This is a genomic window from Burkholderia sp. B21-005, assembly GCF_020843965.1.
GTDB classification, from domain to species: domain Bacteria; phylum Pseudomonadota; class Gammaproteobacteria; order Burkholderiales; family Burkholderiaceae; genus Burkholderia; species Burkholderia ambifaria.
Genome location: NZ_CP086303.1, coordinates 41,793 through 60,856 on the forward strand (window position 1 = coordinate 41,793; position 19,064 = coordinate 60,856).

13 protein-coding genes are annotated in these 19,064 nt (G+C 68.7%); 6 read left to right on the plus strand and 7 right to left on the minus strand.

The annotated features are described in order from the left end of the window. Positions 1-314 precede the first annotated feature (314 nt). The 3 genes from LMA02_RS30715 to LMA02_RS30725 all read left to right on the plus strand — a co-directional run bounded on the left by LMA02_RS30715 (position 315) and on the right by LMA02_RS30725 (position 5,945). Positions 315-3,161, plus strand: coding sequence for an ATP-binding protein (locus LMA02_RS30715; RefSeq protein ID WP_228910474.1), 2,847 nt, complete (start codon positions 315-317; stop codon positions 3,159-3,161). Positions 3,162-3,318: 157 nt separating this feature from the next. Then, on the plus strand, positions 3,319-5,199 hold the full coding sequence (locus LMA02_RS30720; RefSeq protein ID WP_228910475.1) for an amidohydrolase: 1,881 nt from the start codon (positions 3,319-3,321) through the stop codon (positions 5,197-5,199). Positions 5,200-5,273: 74 nt separating this feature from the next. Continuing rightward, complete coding sequence (locus tag LMA02_RS30725; RefSeq protein ID WP_228910476.1) at positions 5,274-5,945, plus strand: phosphohydrolase; 672 nt, start codon at positions 5,274-5,276, stop codon at positions 5,943-5,945. Positions 5,946-6,024: 79 nt separating this feature from the next. On the opposite strand, the gene LMA02_RS30730 is transcribed toward LMA02_RS30725, so the two are convergent. The 7 genes from LMA02_RS30730 to LMA02_RS30760 all read right to left on the minus strand — a co-directional run bounded on the left by LMA02_RS30730 (position 6,025) and on the right by LMA02_RS30760 (position 15,006). Beyond that, the gene (locus LMA02_RS30730) at positions 6,025-7,137 is read right to left on the minus strand and encodes an alkene reductase (RefSeq protein ID WP_228910477.1); all 1,113 of its coding nucleotides are present in this window, start codon (positions 7,135-7,137) and stop codon (positions 6,025-6,027) included. A gap of 178 nt (positions 7,138-7,315) precedes the next feature. Further along, positions 7,316-8,533, minus strand: a complete 1,218-nt coding sequence (locus LMA02_RS30735) for an MFS transporter (RefSeq protein WP_228910478.1) — start codon at positions 8,531-8,533, stop codon at positions 7,316-7,318. A gap of 286 nt (positions 8,534-8,819) precedes the next feature. Beyond that, positions 8,820-9,737, minus strand: a complete 918-nt coding sequence (locus LMA02_RS30740) for a LysR family transcriptional regulator (protein ID WP_228910479.1) — start codon at positions 9,735-9,737, stop codon at positions 8,820-8,822. A gap of 70 nt (positions 9,738-9,807) precedes the next feature. Next, a complete protein-coding gene (locus LMA02_RS30745) occupies positions 9,808-12,069 on the minus strand; it encodes a xanthine dehydrogenase family protein molybdopterin-binding subunit (RefSeq protein ID WP_228910480.1) in 2,262 nt (753 codons plus the stop codon). Then, the gene (locus LMA02_RS30750; protein ID WP_006760329.1) at positions 12,069-12,569 is read right to left on the minus strand and encodes a (2Fe-2S)-binding protein; all 501 of its coding nucleotides are present in this window, start codon (positions 12,567-12,569) and stop codon (positions 12,069-12,071) included. Before LMA02_RS30750 ends, LMA02_RS30745 begins: the two co-directional genes overlap by 1 nt. Then, a complete protein-coding gene (locus tag LMA02_RS30755) occupies positions 12,566-13,846 on the minus strand; it encodes a c-type cytochrome (RefSeq protein WP_228910481.1) in 1,281 nt (426 codons plus the stop codon). Before LMA02_RS30755 ends, LMA02_RS30750 begins: the two co-directional genes overlap by 4 nt. A 338-nt stretch (positions 13,847-14,184) precedes the next feature. Beyond that, on the minus strand, positions 14,185-15,006 hold the full coding sequence (locus tag LMA02_RS30760; RefSeq protein ID WP_043173402.1) for an alpha/beta fold hydrolase: 822 nt from the start codon (positions 15,004-15,006) through the stop codon (positions 14,185-14,187). Positions 15,007-15,561: 555 nt separating this feature from the next. Between LMA02_RS30760 and LMA02_RS30765 the strand changes: the two genes are divergently transcribed. From LMA02_RS30765 to LMA02_RS30775, 3 genes are all read left to right on the plus strand, one after another. Further along, positions 15,562-15,987 carry a DUF3331 domain-containing protein gene (locus tag LMA02_RS30765; protein WP_228910482.1) on the plus strand — a complete coding sequence of 142 codons (426 nt, stop codon included), beginning with the start codon at positions 15,562-15,564 and terminating at the stop codon, positions 15,985-15,987. 69 nt (positions 15,988-16,056) lie between these two features. After that, complete coding sequence (locus LMA02_RS30770) at positions 16,057-16,878, plus strand: alpha/beta fold hydrolase (protein WP_228910483.1); 822 nt, start codon at positions 16,057-16,059, stop codon at positions 16,876-16,878. 375 nt (positions 16,879-17,253) lie between these two features. Then, a complete protein-coding gene (locus LMA02_RS30775) occupies positions 17,254-19,026 on the plus strand; it encodes a winged helix-turn-helix domain-containing protein (protein ID WP_228910484.1) in 1,773 nt (590 codons plus the stop codon). Positions 19,027-19,064 lie beyond the last annotated feature (38 nt).

Consider the following 19,064-nt stretch of genomic DNA (forward strand, 5'->3'; position numbering starts at 1 on the left):
CAAATGTCCGCTGGTTGACGAAATGCTTGCCGCGGACCCTTTCGCGCGGTACCGGGGCCTGACCAGCACGCGAACACGCTGGGGCGAATGATATCGCCGGATCTGCGTTCGCGCCGCGCCCGTTGAGCGGCGGCCGGCGCCGGCGCGGCGCGTCAGCGCATTTTCCTTCAAGATTTTTACAAAAGCCGCGTATACACTCGGCCCACATTTTCGAGACTTTGAACCCGCCCTGAACGGCAGGCCGGGTGCGGACTCCCGCCCCCGTGACCTGCTCCGTTCACATGGCGGTCATCGTGGGGAACCTGGAGGCGGCCATGATCCAGATCGGGGCTTTATCGGTGGATTTCGAGCAGCGGGACATTCGCCGTCACGGCGCGTTGCTGCGTATTGGCGCGCGCGCGCTCGACATACTTGAAGTACTGCATCGCGCCAACGGTTCCGTCGTGTCGAAGGACGACATCATGGATGCCGTCTGGCCCGGCCTGATCGTCGAGGAGAACCGGCTGCAGGTTCATGTCGCGGCGTTGCGCAAGGCGCTCGGCGCGAGCCGCGACCTGATCAAGACCGTCCCGGGCCGCGGCTACCTGCTGGTCGCGAATCCGCCGCTCCTGCACGCGGTGGCGCCGCACCCGGCTGCCGCGACGCCGGACGCCGAAGCGGCCCATCAGGCCCCGCTCGTCGGACGCCGGGCCGAGCTCGAGCAGATCGTCGACATGATCGACCGTGCGCCGGTCGTCACGCTCGTCGGCGCGGGCGGCATCGGCAAGACGAGTCTGGCCGACCGGGTCGCGCACGCGTGGCGCGGCCGGGCCGGCGAGCGCGTGCTGTTCGTCGAACTGGCGCGGGCCACGACGCGCGACGACGTGCTGCTCGCGATTGCCGGGGAACTGGGGCTCGACACGAATGGCATGCCGGCCGTCGACCGGATCGGCGACGCATTCGCCGTCTCGCGCAGCCTGCTCGTGCTCGACAACGCGGAGCACGTCGTCGACCTGGTTGCCGACCTCGTCGAGTCGCTGACGGCGCGCGTCGTGCCGCTGCGGGTGCTCGTGACGAGTCGCGAACCGCTTCATATCTCGGTCGAAACCGTGTTTCGCGTGAGTCCGCTGGCGGTGCCCGACGGCGCTGCAACAGTCGACGAGATCGTGCGTCATTCGGCGGTCGAGCTGTTTCTGGCGCGGGTTCGCGCGGCCACGCCCGATTGCGTGATCGACGCGGCCGGTGTCAGGCTGATCGGCGATATCTGCCGGCGGCTCGACGGGCTTCCGCTCGCCATCGAACTGGCTGCCGCGCGCGTCGCGACGCTCGGGCTGGAGGTCGTCGCGTCGCGTCTCGACGACCGGCTGAACCTGCTGACGGGCGGCCTGCGCTCCGCGTTGCCGCGCCATCAGACACTGCGCGCGACGTTCGACTGGAGCTACGTGCTGCTGGATGCGGCCGCGCGTGCGCTGTTTCGCCGCATGGCGTGCTTCGTCGGCCCGTTCACGTTCGATGCGGCCCGCGAAGTCGCGATGGATCCTGGCATGTCGCCCGCCGAAATGATCGCGGTGCTCGGCGAGCTGATCGCGAAGTCGCTGGTGACCGTCGAATTCAGCGGCGCGCAGGCGCGCTACCGATTGACCGAATCGACGCGCGCGTATGCGCTCGAGAAGCTGCACAACGAAGGCGAGTTCGAGCGCATCGCCGAGCGTCATGCGCGCCATGAACACGCGCAGGCGCAGGCCCGGATGCCGGTTCACGTGCAAGCCGCGCGCGAACCCGCGGCGGCCGAGCCGCCGGTCGCGGAAGCCGACGCGCTGGCGCTCGCATTGCGGGAGCCGGCGCGCATGCGTGACTGTTCGATCCCGGCGAGGCGCGCGCTCGATGCCATCGAGGCCGGCGCGCTCGCGGTCGTCGACGCGTCGAGCGAGATGCGGCTGCGCGCGGCCTATGCGTCGGCGCTGCTGTATACGGACGGCGATACGCACGCGGCCGCCGCGATGTGGGAGCGCACGCTCGGCCTCGCCGGGCGGGTCGGCGACGAGGCATTCGACGCCAGCGCGATGGTCGGGCTCTGGAACGCGATGCTGTCGCGTGGCGACATTCACGAATCGCTGCGCTATGCGATGCGCTTCGAGCGGGCCGCCGAGCGGCGCGGCGACCGGCCGCAACGGCTGCTGGCGAACGCGATGGTCGCGACGTCGCTGCATTACTTCGGCGAGCATGCGCAGGCGCGCGAGCGGCTGGAGGCGGCCACGGCCGAGCTGGCCGTGGCCGGCGAACCGCCTTGCGCGGCAGCGGCGCTCGGCATCGACGTCGCGACACTTGGCCGCACGGTGCTGGCGCGGCTCGTCTGGATGCAGGGCGATCTGGACTATGCGATGCGGCTCGCCGCGCAGGCGGTCGAATCCGCGCGCCGCGGCGGGTCGGCGCTGGCGTTGTGCGTCGTGCTCGGCGCGGCGGCCGTGCCGATCGCGTTGCGCCATGGCGATCACGACATCATCTCCGACTATCTCGCGACGCTGCGCTCGGCCGCCGAGGCGAACGGGTTCGATATCTGGCTCGACCATGCGGAATGTCTCGCGGGACAGTTCGACATGCAGGCCGGCCATCCCGGCGCCGGGCTGGCGCGGCTCGAACCCGCGCTGCGACGCATCGAGGCGAGCGGCTTCCGGCGCCTGCTCGCGCCGCTGGTGGTCGCGTATGCGGAAGGGCTCACGCGCACGGGCCGCGCGGCCGAGGCCCGCGTGAAGCTCGACGCGACGCTCGCGTGCTGCCGCGCGCAAGGCGAGCATCTGTTCGTGCCCGAGCTGCTGCGTGCCCGAGGTCTGGCGATGCTCGAACAGGCCCGCACCGCCGACGCGGAGCGCGCGATCGCGTGCGAAGCGGACGGGCACCGGCATCTGCTGATGGCGATCCATGCCGCGAACGGGCAAGGCGCGGCAATGTGGGCGCTGCGCGGCACGCTCGATCTTGCCGATCATCTGATCGAGCGCGGGCGTATCGGACAGGCGTCGTCGCTGGTGGCGAACCTGTCGGGGCATTTCGACCCGCAATCGCGCGCGGTCGACGTGCGGCGCCTCGCGCGGGTGCAGAGCTTCATCCGCTCGGAGACGGCGCGGCCGACCGGTCATGCGCACATCCGCCACGAGACCCTGGATGCGATGCAATCGGCGGCGTGATGGCGCGTGTGGCCCGCTCAGGACGCACCCGCGCAACGCGGCCGGCTGTCCGATCGATCAACATTCAACGGAGGGTGGATGGTTCTTGTAACGTCAAACCGCCGGCATGCCGCGTGCGGTCAGTTGCCAGCCTGCGGCGCAAGCGGGGAGGCTGACGGTGCTTAAGGCGACGCAATCCGCGGAAGCGGCGGACCTCATCGTATTCAACGGCAAGATCGCGACGCAGGACGAGAGGCAGTCGTTCGTGACCGCGCTCGCGGTGAAGGACGGCCGGATTCTCGCGGCCGGCAGCGCGGATGAGGTCATGCGCCATGCGCATGGCGACACGCTTCACATCGACCTGAACGGCCGCACCGTAATCCCGGGGCTGAACGACTCGCACCTGCACGTGATCCGCGGCGGCCTGAATTTCAACCTGGAACTGCGCTGGGACGGCGTGTCGACGCTGGCCGAGGCGCTGCGCATGCTGCGTCGCCAGGTACTGCGCACGCCCGCGCCGCAGTGGGTGCGCGTGGTCGGCGGCTGGACCGAATTCCAGTTCGCCGAAAAACGCGGGCCGACGGTGGCCGAGCTCAACGCGATCGCGCCCGACACGCCGGTTTTCGTGATGCACCTGGGCGACAGCGCGCTCCTGAACGCGGCCGCGCTGCGCGCGATCGGCTATGGCCGCGACACGTGCGATCCGCCCGGCGGCGAGATCCAGCGCGATCGCGCCGGCAGGCCGACCGGCATGCTGCTCGCGCGCCCGGACGTGGCCGTCCTGCATGCGGCGCTGGAGAAGGGCCCCCGGCTCGGCTTCGACGACCAGATGAATTCGATGCGGCATTTCATGCGCGAATTGAACCGCCTCGGCGTGACCAGCGCGATCGACGCCGGCGGCGATTTCCAGGCCTATCCGGATGATTACGCCGCGCTCATGGCGCTCGCGAAGCGCGGCGAAATGACGGTGCGCATCGCCTACAGCCTGTTCGTGCAGCATGCGGGGCGCGAAATCGACGACTGCGCGCGCTGGATGACGCTGGCCAAGCCCGGCGACGGCGACGCGTTCCTGCGGCTGAACGGCGTCGGCGAACTGCTGGTGTATTCCGCGGCCGATTTCGGCAATTTCCTCGAACCGCGTCCGGACCTGCCCGACGAGCTCGAGGCGGAACTGACCGCGGTCGTCCGGCTGCTGGTCGGCCAGCGCTGGCCGTTCAGGCTGCACGCGACGTACGACGAATCGATCGGCCGCTTCCTGAACGTGCTCGAAGCCGTGAATCGTGACGTCCCGTTCGACGGCCTGCGCTGGTTCTTCGATCATTGCGAGACGATTTCGGATGCGAACATCGCGCGCATCGCGGCGCTCGGCGGCGGCGTGACGGTGCAGCACCGGATGGCGTTTCAGGGCGAGTACTTCATCGCGCGCTACGGCGCGCAAGCCGCCACGCGCACGCCGCCGATCCGCGCGATGCTGGCGGCCGGGCTGCCGGTCGGCGCGGGCTCCGACGCGACGCGCATCGCGAGCTACAACCCGTTCGTGTCGCTGTACTGGATGGTGTCCGGGCGCACGGTCGGCGGCACGGTGCTCTATCCGGAGCGCAACCGGCTCAGCCGGATGGAGGCGCTGCGCCGCTATACGGTCGGTAGCGCGTGGTTCTCGAACGAAGACGATCGCAAGGGCGCGCTGTTGCCCGGCCGGTACGCGGATTTCGCGGTGCTGACGGACGACTACTTCACGATCGACGAGTCGCGCATCAAGCACCTGTCGTCGGTCCTGACGATCGTCGACGGCAAGGTCGTGCACGCGGACGACGAATTCGCGCCGCTGGCGCCGCCGCCGCTGCCGGTGAGTCCCGCGTGGTCGCCCGTGGCCGAGTTCGGCGGCATGGGCCGGTGGCGTCCGGTCGCGTCGGCGCAGCCGCGCGCCGCGGCCGACGGCGGCCGCGATGCCGGTTTCGCGCGCGAATACGGGCGTCGTTTCGCGCAGCGCGTGGATGTGGCCGCGACGGAGCTCGCCGAGCCGTGCAGTGCGTTCGGTTGCCTCGGCGCCGCGTTTTAGGCGACGGGAGCCGGCGCGCGCGCCGCGAAGAACAAGCAATTTTTCGACCCCGGCACGGGGCAGAAGGAGACGACATGAATTCTGCGCACACGTGCGCATCGGCGAATGACGAAGTCGCCGGCGTTCGCATTCCGCGCGCGCCGATCGCGATCGAGGCCGCCGAAGCCGCACGCGCGTCGCTGCCGCGCGTGATCACCGACCACGCTTGCCGGGTATTCGTCCTCGCGTCGCTCGCCGCGCGCCGCGCCGGCGACACGTGCGATGCCGACGCGCTGTACGTGGCCGCCCTGTACGCGAACATGGGCCTGAGTGCCGCGTATTGCCGCTCGAGCGCGCGCTACGAGCTCGACAGCGCCGATGCCGCGCACGCGTTCCTGTCGCGGCACCGCACGCCGCAGCCCATCTGCGACGACGTATGGCGCGCCATCGCGCTGCATACGACGCCCGGCGTGGCCGCCCGCGTGTCGCCGCTGGCACGCGCGTTGTCGAGCGCGGTATCGACGGACCTGATGGCCACCGACGCCGACGCGTATTCGGCCGACGAGCGCTGCGCGCTGCTCGCCGCTTATCCGCGCGGCGACGGGTTCGGCGAGGCGTTCCTCGATGCGGTCGCCCGCGGGGTCGCGCACCGGCCGGCATCGACGTTCGGCACCTGGAGCGCCGACGTGCTCGAGCGGGCCGATCCGGATTTTCACCGGCCGAATTTCTGCGGGCGCGTGCTGGGTGCGCACTGGAAGGACGCCTGAAGAAACCGTTGCGAAGCAACAGCCGGCAGCGGGCGTGCCCCGCCGGTCATGGCGGCGGGGCGTCGCCGTGCGACGGGGCTCAGGCGGTCGGTGCCACCGCGTCGTGCCGCGCATAGTCGACGTATCCGGCGCGCTCGCCGCCGTACCAGCCGATCGACTTCGGCACGGCGAGCGGCGCATGCGTGGCGATGCGTTCGACGAGATCCGGGTTCGCGATGTACGCGCGCGCGAACGCGACGAGATCGGCGTCGCCCGCATCGATCAGCGCATTCGCGGCGTCCGGCGTGATGCCGCCGTTGACGATCAGCGTGCCGCCGAACGTCTTGCGCGTGTGCTCGATGATGCGCGGCAGGTCGGGCTCGTCGCTCCAGCCGTTGGTATCGGCCGCGTGCAGGTAGGCGACGCCCGCTTCGTCGAGCAGGCGGCCGACGTACGCGTATGTCGCATCCGGATCCGCGTCCCGCACGTTGTTGTATTGCGCGTACGGCGAGATGCGCACGCCCACGCGGCTGAGCGGCATCACGCCGCCGACCGCGTCGACGATCTCCTCGAGAAAGCGCGCGCGGTTCGCGACCGAGCCGCCGTAGCGGTCGTCGCGGCGGTTCAGCGTCGATGACAGGAACTGGTGCGGCAGGTAGCCGTTGGCCGCGTGAATCTCGACGCCGTCGAAGCCGGCCGCCATCGCGCGGGCGGCCGCGCGGCCGAATTCATCGACCGTTGCGGCGACTTCGTCCGTCGTCATCGCGCGCGACGGCGTCGCGTGAATCTTCGTGTAGTAGCCGTTCTGCAACCGGGCCCACACCTGCAACTGTTCGAGATCGTCGTTGACGCCGGACGGCGACAGCGGCGCGTCGCCGCCGAGCAGCGTCAGCGAGCTGACGCGGCCGCCGTGCCACAGCTGCGCGAAGATGCGGCCGCCGTTCGCATGGACCGCGTCCGTGACCTGCTTCCAGCCGGCCGCCTGCTCGTCGGTGACGAGCCCCGGCGTCAGTTCGAAGGCCGCGGACGTGTGGCTGACGTTGGTCGCCTCGGTGACGATCAGGCCGGCGGACGCGCGCTGCGCGTAATACTCGGCCATGAGCTCGGTCGGCTGGCCGCGCGACGGCGCGCGCGAGCGCGTCATCGGCCCCATCACGACGCGGTTGGGCAGCGGCAGGCCGCGCAGATCGTAGGTGCTGAGCAGGGAAGACATGGTGGATTCCTTGTGCGTTGAGCAGGGGGCGTCGCGCATCGCGCCGCGGCAAACTGCGAAGCGGCGAAACGGCGAGACAGCGGCCCCGGTGAAAAGTCGGAGTGACATGCCGGCGGCGTTCCGGTCGAGCGCACGAGCCGGTCGGCATGCGTGCGCTCGACCGGCGGCCGGCGCCGGTTCAGGTGCGTGCGTGGCGTTGCGCGTACGGCCGGCCGATCGCGAGGTAGTGCGCGAGCGCGACGATCGGGAATGCGCCGGCGACCGCGGCGACGAGCGGCCAGCCGCCGTGCTCGTACAGCGGGCTCGCGAGCGCGGAGCCGATGGCGCCGCCGACGAAGATGCTGGTCATGTACAGCGCGTTCAGACGGTTGCGGCTCGTGGCATCCAGCGCGTAGATCTCGCGCTGGCCGAGCACCATGTTCATCTGCACCGCGAAATCGAGCACGATGCCCGTGACGACGAGGCCGTACAGGCCGACGCCGTGAAGCAGCGCGACCGCATACGACAATGCGCCGGCGACCAGCGCGATCAGCGTCGCCCGCACGGTATGGCCGGCATCCGCGAGGCGGCCGGCGACCGGCGCCGACGTCGCGCCGATCGCGCCGACGAGCGCGAACAGGCCGATGGCGGATTGCGACAGCCCGTAGTGGCGCGTCAGCTCGACCGGCACGGCGGTCCAGAACAGGCTGAACGACGCGAACATCAGGCCCTGGTAGAACGCGCGATGGCGCAGCACCGGCATCGTGCGCACCAGATGCAGCAGCGAGCCGATCAGGTCGAAATAGGTCGCGCGATGATCGGGCTGGCGCGACGGAATCGTCAGCGCGAGCACGACCGTCACGAGCGTCATCACCCCCGCGGCGGCGGCGAACACGAAGCGCCAGCCGAATGCGTCCGCCACCACGCTCGACAACGGGCGCGCGAGCAGGATGCCGAGCAGCAGCCCGCTCATGATCGTGCCGACCACCCGGCCGCGCGAATGATCCGGCGCGAGGTGCGCGGCGAGCGGGACCAGGATCTGGACGGCGACCGAACTGAAGCCGATCAGCAGCGAAATCGCGAGGAACAGGCCGGGCGTCCGGGTCACCGCGGCCGCGGCGAGGCTCGCGATCGAGATCACGGCCGTGACGATCATCAGCTTGCGGTTCTCGAGCAGGTCGCCGAGCGGCACGATGAAGAACAGGCCGAGCGCGTAGCCGATCTGCGTCAGCGACACGATGAGGCTCGCCATCCCGCCGGACATGTGCAGCCCGGGCGCGATGAGCTCGGTGATCGGTTGCGCGTAGTACAGGTTCGCGACGATCGCGCCGCAACTGAACGCGAACAGCAGGATGAGGCCCTGCGTGAGCCTGGGCGCCTGCCCGTGGGCCGCGAGCGGGGTGGATTCCATTGACATGATCGACTCCTTGAACGAGATGTCGGACGCCCGTTTGCCGGGCGGCGCATTGCAATTTCTCAAGCGGCGAGCCACGCACGCCGCATTGCCGTCAAGACTATTGATCGAGCGATGACAACGGAATACGTCCGTCGCGCAATCGAGCATTGCGTGCCGCGCAAAGGCGCGCAACGCTCGCGGGGCCGATGGCGTGAAAACGGTTGGGACGTGGGCGTCCGGGCATCCGGCGTCCGGGCATCCGGCGTCCGGGCGTCCGGCGTCCGGGCAGGACCAACGGTGGCGGCGTTCAGCCGCGCTGGCCCTGCAGCGTCGGAATCTGCGCGAACAGGGTCGTGAGCCAGTCGACGAAGATCTTGAGCTTGACCGGCGTATGTCGATTGGGCGGATACAGGATCGAGATCGGCCGCGGCGGCGCATTGAAATCGGTCAGCACTTCGCGCAACCGCCCCGATTTCAGATACGGTTCGACCAGGTACAGCGAGGTCTTGATCAGGCCGATGCCCGCGACGCCGCACTCGATGTAGGTATCGGCGTCGTTGACCGCGACCGTGCCGCACATCTGCACGATCCGCGCTTCGCCGTCGACGACGTAGTCCCACGGCCGCGGGCGGCCGGTATCGGCCGAGATGTGGCTGATCGCGACGTGCTGCGCGAGATCGTCGACCGTTTCGGGCGCGCCGCAGCGGTCGAGATACGCGGGGGCCGCGCACGTGCAGGTGGTCAGGCTGCCGATCCGCTTGGCGATCATGCCCGAGTCGTCGAGCGCGCCGATGCGCACCACGCAATCGACGCCCTCGCCGACGAGGTCGATCTGGCGATCGGTCACGCCGAGTTCGATCGAGATGTTCGGATGGGCGGCGAGAAACTCGGGCAGCGCGGGCACCATGATCTGCTTGGCCATCGCGGGCGGCAGGTTCACTTTGAGGCGGCCGCGCGGCACGTTGCGCGCCTGCGATACCGCTGCTTCCATGTCGTCGATTTCGCGCAGCACCCCGACGCAGCGTTCGTAGTACGCCTGGCCGTCCTCGGTCAGCGAGATGCGGCGCGTCGTGCGGTTCAGCAGCCGGCAACCGAGGTGCTGTTCGAGCGTGCTCAGCAGCGCGGACACGCGCGGCGTCGTCAGCCCGGTCGTGTCCGACGCGCGCGTGAAACTGCCCGTTTCGACGATGCGCGTAAACACGCGCATCGAAAGCAAGGTATCCATCGTTCAGAAATCTCCAGCCGGTCGATTGTCGGCGCCGGTTCGTGCCGGCGCGATCGGTTGTGTCGTGACGCTATGCGTCGATGCGTTTCCTCAGCCCGTCACCGGCAAACGGCATTTCGCGCGGGCGCTGGCCGGTCGCGTCGAAAATCGCGTTGGCCAGCGCGCCGGCGGTCGGTCCCATCGACGCCTCGGCCGCGCCGAGAAACGGTGCGCCGGGACGATTGATCAGGTGGACCTTCACGCTTTGCGGCGCCGCCGAGAAGCGCAGGATCGGATAGCTGCTCCAGTCGAAGCTGCGGATGCGCTGCGTATCGTATTTCAATGCCTCGTACAGCGTCCAGCTGGCGGCTTGCACGATGCCGCCTTCGATCTGGTTGCGGATGCCGTCCGGCGACACGACCTGCCCGGCGTCGACGGCGACTTCCGCGTGGTCGAGCGTGACCTGGCCCGTTTCCGGGACCACCGAAATCTCGATCGCCATCGCGACGTAAGCCATCAGGTTCTTGTATTTGCCGAACGCGAAGCCGACGCCGCGGTTGCGCGCGCGCGGCGGACGGGGCCAGCCGAACTTGGTCGCGGCGAGCTTGATCACCTGGCGCGCGCGGTGATCCTGCATGTGACGCAGCCGGAATTCGACGGGATCGACGCCGGCGGCGTGCGCCAGCTCGTCCATGAAGCTTTCGATCGACCAGATGTTCGTGTGCGCGCCGAGCGAGCGCATCGCGGACGTCTGCAGCGGCATCGTCGGCGAGAAATTGTTCACGATGTGCAGGTTCGGCAGCGCGTACAGCGGGATCGCGTTGCGATCCCCGCCGCCCTCGGGCTGCAGCATCGGCGTCGACGGCGCGGGAACGAACGGCGGCTCGAGCATCCGCGCGGGCAGCAGCCGGCCGGCATTGACGATGCGTTCGTTGTGCGAGCTGCTCCACAGCGCGTACTTCCAGTCGACGATGCGCCCGCTGGCGTCGAGCGACGCGCTGAGCTCGGTGACCATCGCCGGCGTGAAGTGATCCCACGTATGTTCCTGTTCTCGCATCCACTGGACGCGAATCGGCTTGCCCGGCATCGCGGCGGCGATCAGCGCCGCATGCGCCGCCGCGTCGTCCGCGCCGTTGTGCCCGTAGCAGCCCGAGCCCTCGGTATGGATGCAGCGGACGTTCGCCTTCGGCATCGACAGCATCTCGGCCAGCGCGTCGCGCAGCGGATACACGCCTTGCGAGTGGGTCCACACGGTCAGCATGCCGTTCTCGAGACGCGCGACCGAGCAGGACGGCCCGATCGAGCCGTGCAGCAGGTAATTCTTCAGGAACGTGGCGCTCAGCGTCTTCACCGCGGGCGCGGCGGGCGCATGCGTATTGGCGATCTCGATGTGCTGCGTCGAGATCCGCTTCAGGTCTTCATGAACCGTATTGCGCTCGGGCAGCGTCCGACCGGGCGACCAGCGGCACGCGGCGGCCAGCGCGCGCTGCGCGACGACGGCCTGCCATTCCCCCTGGGCGACGACGGCAAGCATGCTGCCGTTGCGCACGATCCGGACGACGCCCGGCATCTTCAGGATCGCGGCTTCGTCGAACGACAGCAGTTTCGCGTCGTACACCGGCGGCATCACGACGCGTGCATGCAGCATGCCGGGCAGTTCCATGTCCTGCACGTAGCTCGCGCCACCCGTGACCTTGTTTGGAATATCGACGCGCGGCAGTGACGTGCCGATCACGGCGAACGTCGCGGGCGGCTTCAGCGGCGAGGTCGGCGTCGCGTTGCGATGCAGGTCGACGGTGCGAACCGCGTCGCCATAGCGCATCGTGCGGCCGTCCGGCGCCTTGATGAGCGCATCGGCGACCGTGAGCGTGCGCGGATCGACGCCGAACTGCTTCGCCGCGCCGTCGACCAGCAGCCCGCGCACCTGCGCGGCCGCGTTCAGCAGCGCGGAGCCGCTGTCCGCCATCGTGTGGCTGCCGGCGGTCAGGCCCTCGTCCGGCGACGCGCCGGTGTCGGCCGTCAGGAACGTGATCAGCGAGGGCTTCATGTTCAGCTCCTCGGCCGCCACCTGCAGCAACGCGGTGCGCACGCCGGTGCCGAGCTCGACCTTGCCGGTAAACACGGTGACCTTGCCGTCGGGCGTGATCTTGATCCAGGCGTCCAGCAGCGGGTTGGTCTTCAGGCTGCCGGCCAGCGTTTCGGTGGCGCGCGATACATGCACGGCCGCGCCTTCGTCCGCGATCACCACCTCGGCGGCGGCGCGTGCGGCCGGTGCCAGGCTGAACGCGACGAAGAGCGCGCCGGAAACCATGAAGTGCCGGCGGCCTTCGTCGATGTCGTCAGGTGCGTTCATCAGAGCCCTTTGCTGATCATGACCGGCGCGCCGGCCGGTTCCGGGTCCGGCAGGCCCGCGACCTGACGCACGGCCGCCAGGATCCGCAGGTGGGTGCCGCAACGGCACAGGTTCGGTTCCATGTGGGTGCGCAGTTCGCGTTCGGTCGGTTTCGGGTTGCGTTCGAGCAGCGCCTGCGCGCGCATGATCATCCCGGCGATGCAATAGCCGCACTGCGCCGCCTGGTGATCGATGAACGCTTGCTGAAGCTTGCCCGGCCGCTCGGCGGTGCCGAGGCTCTCGATGGTCCTGACGCTGCGTGCGCCGATCGCGGCGACCGGGATCAGGCACGAGAACATTGGCTTGTCGTCGACGATCACGGTGCACGCGCCGCATTGTCCGAGGCCGCAACCGAACTTCGCGCCGTGCAGGTGCAGGTCGTTGCGCAGCGCATAGAGCAGCGGCGTGGAGGGATCGATGTCGAGCGTATGCCGCGCGCCATTCACGGTGAGGGTGATCATCGCGGGCGGTCCTCCTTTCTGAGTTTTGCGGCCAGGGTTTCGACGCCGCTCCACGCGGGGCGATCGGAGTAGGTTTCGCGGATGTACGCAGCGAGATCCGCGATTTGCCGGTCGTCGTACTGGTCGAGGTATGACGGCATGTAGTTCAGCGTGTCCTCGCCATGCCAGCCGATACCGTTGAACATCATCTGGATCGCGTTGCGCGGCGTGTCGGCGGCGACCGCCGTGCTGAACGCGAGCGTCGGCCGCTCGCCGATCGATTGCATGGGTGCCGCCGGCCCGTGGCACTGCGCGCACGACGCCTGGAACAGCACCGCACCGCGTTGTCCGGCGGGCGTCGTCGGGTTGTGTCCGGCGCCGGCCGTCGCCGGCCGCGCGCCGACCGGCTTCTGGATCGACAGGATGTAGGCGGCGATCGCCTCGACGTCTTCCGCGGGCACGGTCGCGAGATCGCGCGTGACGGGCAGCATCGGTCCGGCGGCCGCGCCATGCTCGCTCGCGCGGCCGGTGCGCAGATACGCGACCAGTTGTGCCTGCGTCCACGGGCGTGCCGCGCTGCCGAGCGTATTGAGCGGCGGCGCTTCCCACCCGTCGACGATGCCGCCGTCGAATGTCTGGCCCGCTTTCTCGCCGCCGATCGCATTCAGCGGCGAATGGCAGGACGCGCAGTGGCCGAGGCCGTCGACGAGCGCCTTGCCGCGATTCCACTGCGCGGATTGCGCAGGGTCCGGCGCGATCGCGCCTTCGTGCAGGAACAGGACGTTCCAGAACGCGACGAGCGGGCGGAAGTTGAGCGGGAAGATCAGCTCGTTCTTCGGCGTGCTTGCTTGAACCGGCTCGCGGGTCATCAGGTACGCGTAGGCAGCCGTGATCTCGTCGTCGGACATCCGCGTGAAGTGGATGTACGGAAAAGCGGGGTAGAGCGGATACCCGTCCCGGGCGATGCCGCTGCGCAGCGCGCGCGAGAACGCGTCCCGCGACCAGCGGCCGATGCCGGTATCGGCATCCGGCGTGATGTTGGTCGCGTAGATCGTGCCGAACGGCGTCGCGAGCGGCAGCCCGCCGGCGAACGGTTTGCCGTCCTTCGCCGTATGGCAGACGACGCAATCGCCGAGCGCGACCACGCGCGCGCCGGCTCGGACGAGTTGCGGATCGAACGACGCGCGTGCGGGCGGCTCGATCGGCGCGATCGACGGCCGGACCATGATGCCGACGGCGATCGCGAGACCCGCGAGCGCGACGCCGGTCGCACCGAACCAGAGTCGTTTGTGCTTCATGCGTGCTCCACGCGAATCGGCCGGTCGTACCCGATTCGATGCGCGGGACAATAGGCGCCGGAAATCATTCGTCACTCCAGGAAGGGCGCCGACGCGCGGGCAAGTGCCCGCACGACGGCTCGTGAAACCAGTCTACGTGTGCGCGCTCGCCAATTCCTGAAGCCGCGCTGAAACGTTCTGAAGGCGCGAGTTCGCGCGACGTGGCCGGGGTCCGTCCATCGCGTCGAGCGCGTGGGTGGCCGGATTCATGTTCCCCCTGCCGAACCTGCGCTGCGATTCGCCATCACGCGGATGGCGTCGCAGCGCAGGTCGACGCGCGGCGCGCCGTATGGCGGCGGTTACGCCTTCAGGAACGCGAGCAGTTCCGCATTGATGCGCGCCGCGTCGACGACGCACATGCCGTGCGCGCCGCCCGGGATGATCTTGAGCTGCGCGTGCTTCACGATCTTCGCCGACAGGCGCGCGGAATCGTCGATCGGCACGATCTGGTCGTCGTCGCCGTGCAGGATCAGCGTCGGGACGTCGATCTTCTTCAAGTCCTCGGTGTAGTCGACCTCGGAGAATTCCTTGACGCACAGATACTGGCCATGGGCGCCGCCCATCATCCCTTGTGCCCAGAATGCGTCGATCGTGCCCTGCGACACCTTCGCATTGGGGCGATTGAAGCCGAAGAACGGCACGGCGAGATCCTTGTAGAACTGCGAACGGTTCTCGGCGACGTTCTTGCGGATGCCGTCGAATACGTCCATCGGCAGGCCGCCCGGATTGGTCGGCGATTTCACCATCTGGGGCGGCACGGCGCCGATCAGCACGGCCTTCGACACGCGCTTCGTGCCGTGACGGCCGATGTAGTGGGCGACTTCGCCGCCGCCGGTGGAGTGGCCGACGAGCGTCGCTTCGCGCAGGTCCAGCGCATTCATCAGCGCGGCGAGATCGTCCGCGTAGGTATCCATGTCATTGCCTTGCGACGGCTGGCTCGATCGGCCGTGACCGCGGCGGTCGTGCGCGATCACGCGGTAGCCGTGCTGCACCAGGAACAGCATCTGCGGGTCCCATGCGTCGGCGCACAGCGGCCAGCCGTGCGAGAACACGACCGGACGGCCGCTGCCCCAGTCCTTGAAATAAATCTGCGTACCGTCTTGCGTGGTGATCGTGTTCATCGGATGGGTTCCTTGATGGGCGGAAGCGACGTGTTTGGGGGCGGCAGCGGCGGCGGCGGCCGGCAGCGCGGCGGCTGCAACGGCGGTCGCGCCGGCAAGCAGCATGTCGCGGCGGCGTGCCGAGGGGATGGCGTCGAGATCTGCGGGACGCATTGAGGCTCCTTGAACGTGCGGTGGAATGATGTCGTGTGGAATCGATGGTCCGGATCTGCCCGCATGCGGCACTGTCGCCGGCAGCCGGCGTGCGTTCGCGGTCGCGAGCCGGCAGGCGCACGACGGGAGCGAACGAACGTCGACGGGAGCCTAGCGCGGGGCCATACCGCGTGTACTGAAATTCGGCTGAATTTTCATGAACCGGCCGGTCGGTGTGGCGCGCGAGCCAGGCCGCCAGAACAATTAAGCATGGGAATCAAGACTCTTCAGCGGCCGCTCGCTATCGTCAGCATCAAGCCGTCCCGTCGCGGGTCGCTGCCGGTTCGCGCCAGCGCATGACGATCGTGATGCGCGCGGATGCGAAACGTCCGAATCTCTCGCCACTTGCCTGGATACGCCGTCATGGACACATTCGATCGCTGGGAGCACGTGATGACGCTGCTCGATCCGTCGTCCGGCGCAAGCCGCTGCGCGTCGCTGAATCTTCGCGACCGGGACGCCGCGCGCCGCCGTCATCGCGACGACGCGCGCGGCGCGTCCGGCGGTGGCGGGCGTCGCGGGTGCGCGATCGTCGCGGTCGAGCGGCAGACCGATTCCTCGCTGCTGGTGTCGTGGAGCGATCCGACCCACTGCCGGTATGACGAGCAGCGCTGGATCAGCGCAAAGTGCCGCTCGCCGGGGCGCTGCGCCCTGACCGGCCTGCCGATTCGCGCCGGCGATGCGATCTACAAGCCGCAGTGGCGCGGAGCGAAGCGTCCCGCGAATTGCTGGGAGGCGATCCTCGCGTCCGAGCTGGACCGGTTCATCGTCAGGCTGTCCCGCTCCTGACCGGGAGCGGTGCGCCCCATCCATCGGCGGCGGCTGGCGCCGCTGCCTCTTCTTTGCCGAGGAAGCTTCATGAGCACGTTCACGACACGCGACGGCGTCTCGATTCACTACAAGGACTGGGGCGCGGGGCGCCCCGTCGTGTTCATTCACGGCTGGCCGCTGAATGCGGACATGTGGGACGTCCAGATGCATCATCTGGCATCGAACGGTTTTCGCGGCATCGCATACGACCGGCGCGGTTTCGGCCGGTCCGGCCAACCGTGGACGGGCTACGACTACGATACGCTGGCGGACGATCTCGCGACGCTGATCGAGACGCTCGGATTGCGCGACGTGACGCTCGTCGGCTTTTCGATGGGCGGCGGCGAGGTGGCCCGATACATCGGCCGGCACGGCACGCGCCACATCGCGAAGGCCGTCCTGATCGGCTCGGTGACGCCGCTCATCGCGCGGCGCGACGATCATCCGGACGGCGTCGACGTCGCGATGTTCGACGGCATTCGCTCGGCGATCGTGGCGGACCGCGCCGCGTTCTTCGAGTCCTTCTGGCCGTTGTTCACCGGTTCGAACCGGCCGGATTCGACGATCTCGCGCGCCGCGCTCGACTGGACTTCGTTCATGGCGCTGCAGGCCGGATTGAAGGGCACGCTCGATTGCGTCCGGGCATTTTCCGAAACCGATTTCAGGACGGATCTCAGCAAGTTCGACGTACCGACGCGCGTGATTTATGGCGACGATGACCAGACGGCGCCGCTCGCCCTGACGGGGGCGGCCACCGCCGCGCGCGCGCCGCACGCGACGCTGAGCATCTACGAAGGCGCCCCGCATGCGCTGTATCTGACGCATGCACAACGATTGAACGACGAACTGCTGGCGTTCGTCCGCGCGTGACATTAGCGTGACATTGGCGTGACGTAGCCGGGCGGCCCCGGCCGTCCGGCGTCCTCGCCACGCTCATCCCGAACCGCGCGTTCAACTACGGGCCGAAAACGCGGTTCGCCCGAATTCCCGCGTCAATCGAATCGCGGAAAAATCGTACGAAATCCAATTCATCGCCGAATCCCTGCTTCTCCGGTCGGGAATGACGGGCGCCATGCCGTGCCGTGCGCAGAAGATGCGAGGCCCGCGCATTTCAACGATTCAAAAAATTTGCTCATTCCATTCTGATAATTTGAATCATCATACGTAGTAAATGCCGTAGCATTGGGTGTCAAATCGGTGTCGTTTTGACCGGCATCGATAAATGCCATTGATTAGACCCCTCCCATGATCCGCATTGGAACGCTTCACGTTTTTCTCGACAGACGTGAAATTCGCGCGAACGGCAAACTGTTGCGTATCGGCAGCCGTGCATTCGAAATTCTCGAACTCCTGGTTCAGGCAAATGGCGCGCTGGTCTCGAAGGACGAGATCATGCAGCGGGTATGGCCGCACACGATCGTGGAGGAAAACAACCTGCAGGTGCATATCGCATCGTTGCGCAAGGCGCTGGGCCGGGACCGGGATCTGATCGTCACGGTGCCGGGGCGCGGCTATCGGCTCGTCAGCGAACCCGCCGAAGGCGCAGCCTCCGCGCGTCCCTCGACATCCCGGCTCGCGCCCGCGCCGACCGCGCTCGTGGGGCGGGAGCAGATGGTCGCCGATGTCCTCGCGGCGCTCGACGCGTCGCGCGTCGTGACGCTGGTCGGGGCGGGCGGCATCGGCAAGACGCGCGTGGCGATCGAAGCCGCGATCCGGGCCGAGGCGCGCTTTCCGGATGGGGCGGCGTTCGTGTCGCTGGCGACGGTTGCCTCCCCGCAATTCGTTCCCGCCGCGCTGGCGGACGCGCTGGACCTCGTGCTGCCGGCCCGCTCGCTGACGCTCGAAGCGGTGCTGGCGAGCGTCGCGCATCGCAGGATGTTGCTCGTGCTCGACAATTGCGAGCATCTGCTGGACGCAGCCGCGCGGATCGCCGCCGTGTTGACCGAATCCGATACCGGGCTGCGTGTGCTGGCGACCAGCCGCGAGGCGCTTCGCATCCACGGCGAGCGACAGTGTCCGGTGCCGCCGCTCGAGGTCGGCGGCGAAGGTGCCGACGCAGCCGACACGCTGGGCGCAAGTGCGGTGCAATTGTTCGCGGCACGCGCGTGCGCCGCCGACCCGCGCTTTCCGCTCGACGAACGCAGCGTGTCGCTGATGGCGTCGGTGTGCCGACATCTCGACGGCCTGCCGCTGGCGATCGAACTGGCCGCTGCCCGCGCGGCCGTGCTCGGCATCGACGTGCTGGCCGATCATCTCGACGACCATTTCCGGTTGCTGACCGGCGGCTTTCGCACGGCATTGCCACGCCACCGGACGCTGCAGGCCATGTACGACTGGAGTTACCGCTTGCTGGGGGACACGGAGCGCGTGCTGTTGCGCTGGCTCGGCGTGTTTCGTGACGGTTTTTCGATCGAGGCGGTGCGAAACATCGTCGGCACGACGGGGCTGGCCGATGCCGACCTGCTCGACACGATCGCGGGCCTTGTGTCGAAGTCGCTCGTGAACGTCGAGAATGCGCACGGCGTGCCGCGCTACCGGCTGTTGACGACGACGCGCGCCTATGCGCTGCAGCAGCTCGAGAACAACGGCGAATGCGCGGCCGCCGCGCTCGCGCATGCGAACTACTTTCTTACGTTGTTCACGCTGCCCGGCGGCGGCGATGGGTCGCCGGCCGAAGCGCGGCTCGATCTGGTGCGCCGCGAACTCGGCAATCTGCGCGCGGTGCTCGACTGGGCATTTTCGCCGAACGGCCACGCGGAGACCGGCATCGCACTGGCGGCCGTGGCGGCGCCGTGCCTGCTGGACCTGTCGCTCGTGGACGAGTGTCGCGAACGCGCGCGCGTGGCGCTCGAGGCGATGCGGGATCTGGATGCGACGCCGGCCCGAGACGATGCGCGCAAGCGCTTGCTGGCCGCGTATGCCGCGGCGCTCGCGCATGGCTCCGGCTCGAGCCGGGGCGTCCACGACGCGTGGCCCGAAGCGGATGCGCTCGCTTGCGAGACAGGCGACGAACCGTAACGACACGCGCGGCCGGCGAAATCACGACAGTGGGTCCG

Excerpts from the sequence above, each read along its gene's own strand:
- LMA02_RS30740 (WP_228910479.1), bottom strand. The coding sequence starts at position 9,737 with ATGGATACCTTGCTTTCGATGCGCGTGTTTACGCGCATCGTCGAAACG.
- LMA02_RS30745 (WP_228910480.1), bottom strand. The coding sequence starts at position 12,069 with ATGAACGCACCTGACGACATCGACGAAGGCCGCCGGCACTTCATGGTT.
- LMA02_RS30725 (WP_228910476.1), top strand. The coding sequence starts at position 5,274 with ATGAATTCTGCGCACACGTGCGCATCGGCGAATGACGAAGTCGCCGGC.
- LMA02_RS30755 (WP_228910481.1), bottom strand. The coding sequence starts at position 13,846 with ATGAAGCACAAACGACTCTGGTTCGGTGCGACCGGCGTCGCGCTCGCG.
- LMA02_RS30750 (WP_006760329.1), bottom strand. The coding sequence starts at position 12,569 with ATGATCACCCTCACCGTGAATGGCGCGCGGCATACGCTCGACATCGAT.
- LMA02_RS30760 (WP_043173402.1), bottom strand. The coding sequence starts at position 15,006 with ATGAACACGATCACCACGCAAGACGGTACGCAGATTTATTTCAAGGAC.
- LMA02_RS30735 (WP_228910478.1), bottom strand. The coding sequence starts at position 8,533 with ATGTCAATGGAATCCACCCCGCTCGCGGCCCACGGGCAGGCGCCCAGG.
- LMA02_RS30775 (WP_228910484.1), top strand. The coding sequence starts at position 17,254 with ATGATCCGCATTGGAACGCTTCACGTTTTTCTCGACAGACGTGAAATT.
- LMA02_RS30715 (WP_228910474.1), top strand. The coding sequence starts at position 315 with ATGATCCAGATCGGGGCTTTATCGGTGGATTTCGAGCAGCGGGACATT.
- LMA02_RS30770 (WP_228910483.1), top strand. The coding sequence starts at position 16,057 with ATGAGCACGTTCACGACACGCGACGGCGTCTCGATTCACTACAAGGAC.
- LMA02_RS30730 (WP_228910477.1), bottom strand. The coding sequence starts at position 7,137 with ATGTCTTCCCTGCTCAGCACCTACGATCTGCGCGGCCTGCCGCTGCCC.
- LMA02_RS30765 (WP_228910482.1), top strand. The coding sequence starts at position 15,562 with ATGGACACATTCGATCGCTGGGAGCACGTGATGACGCTGCTCGATCCG.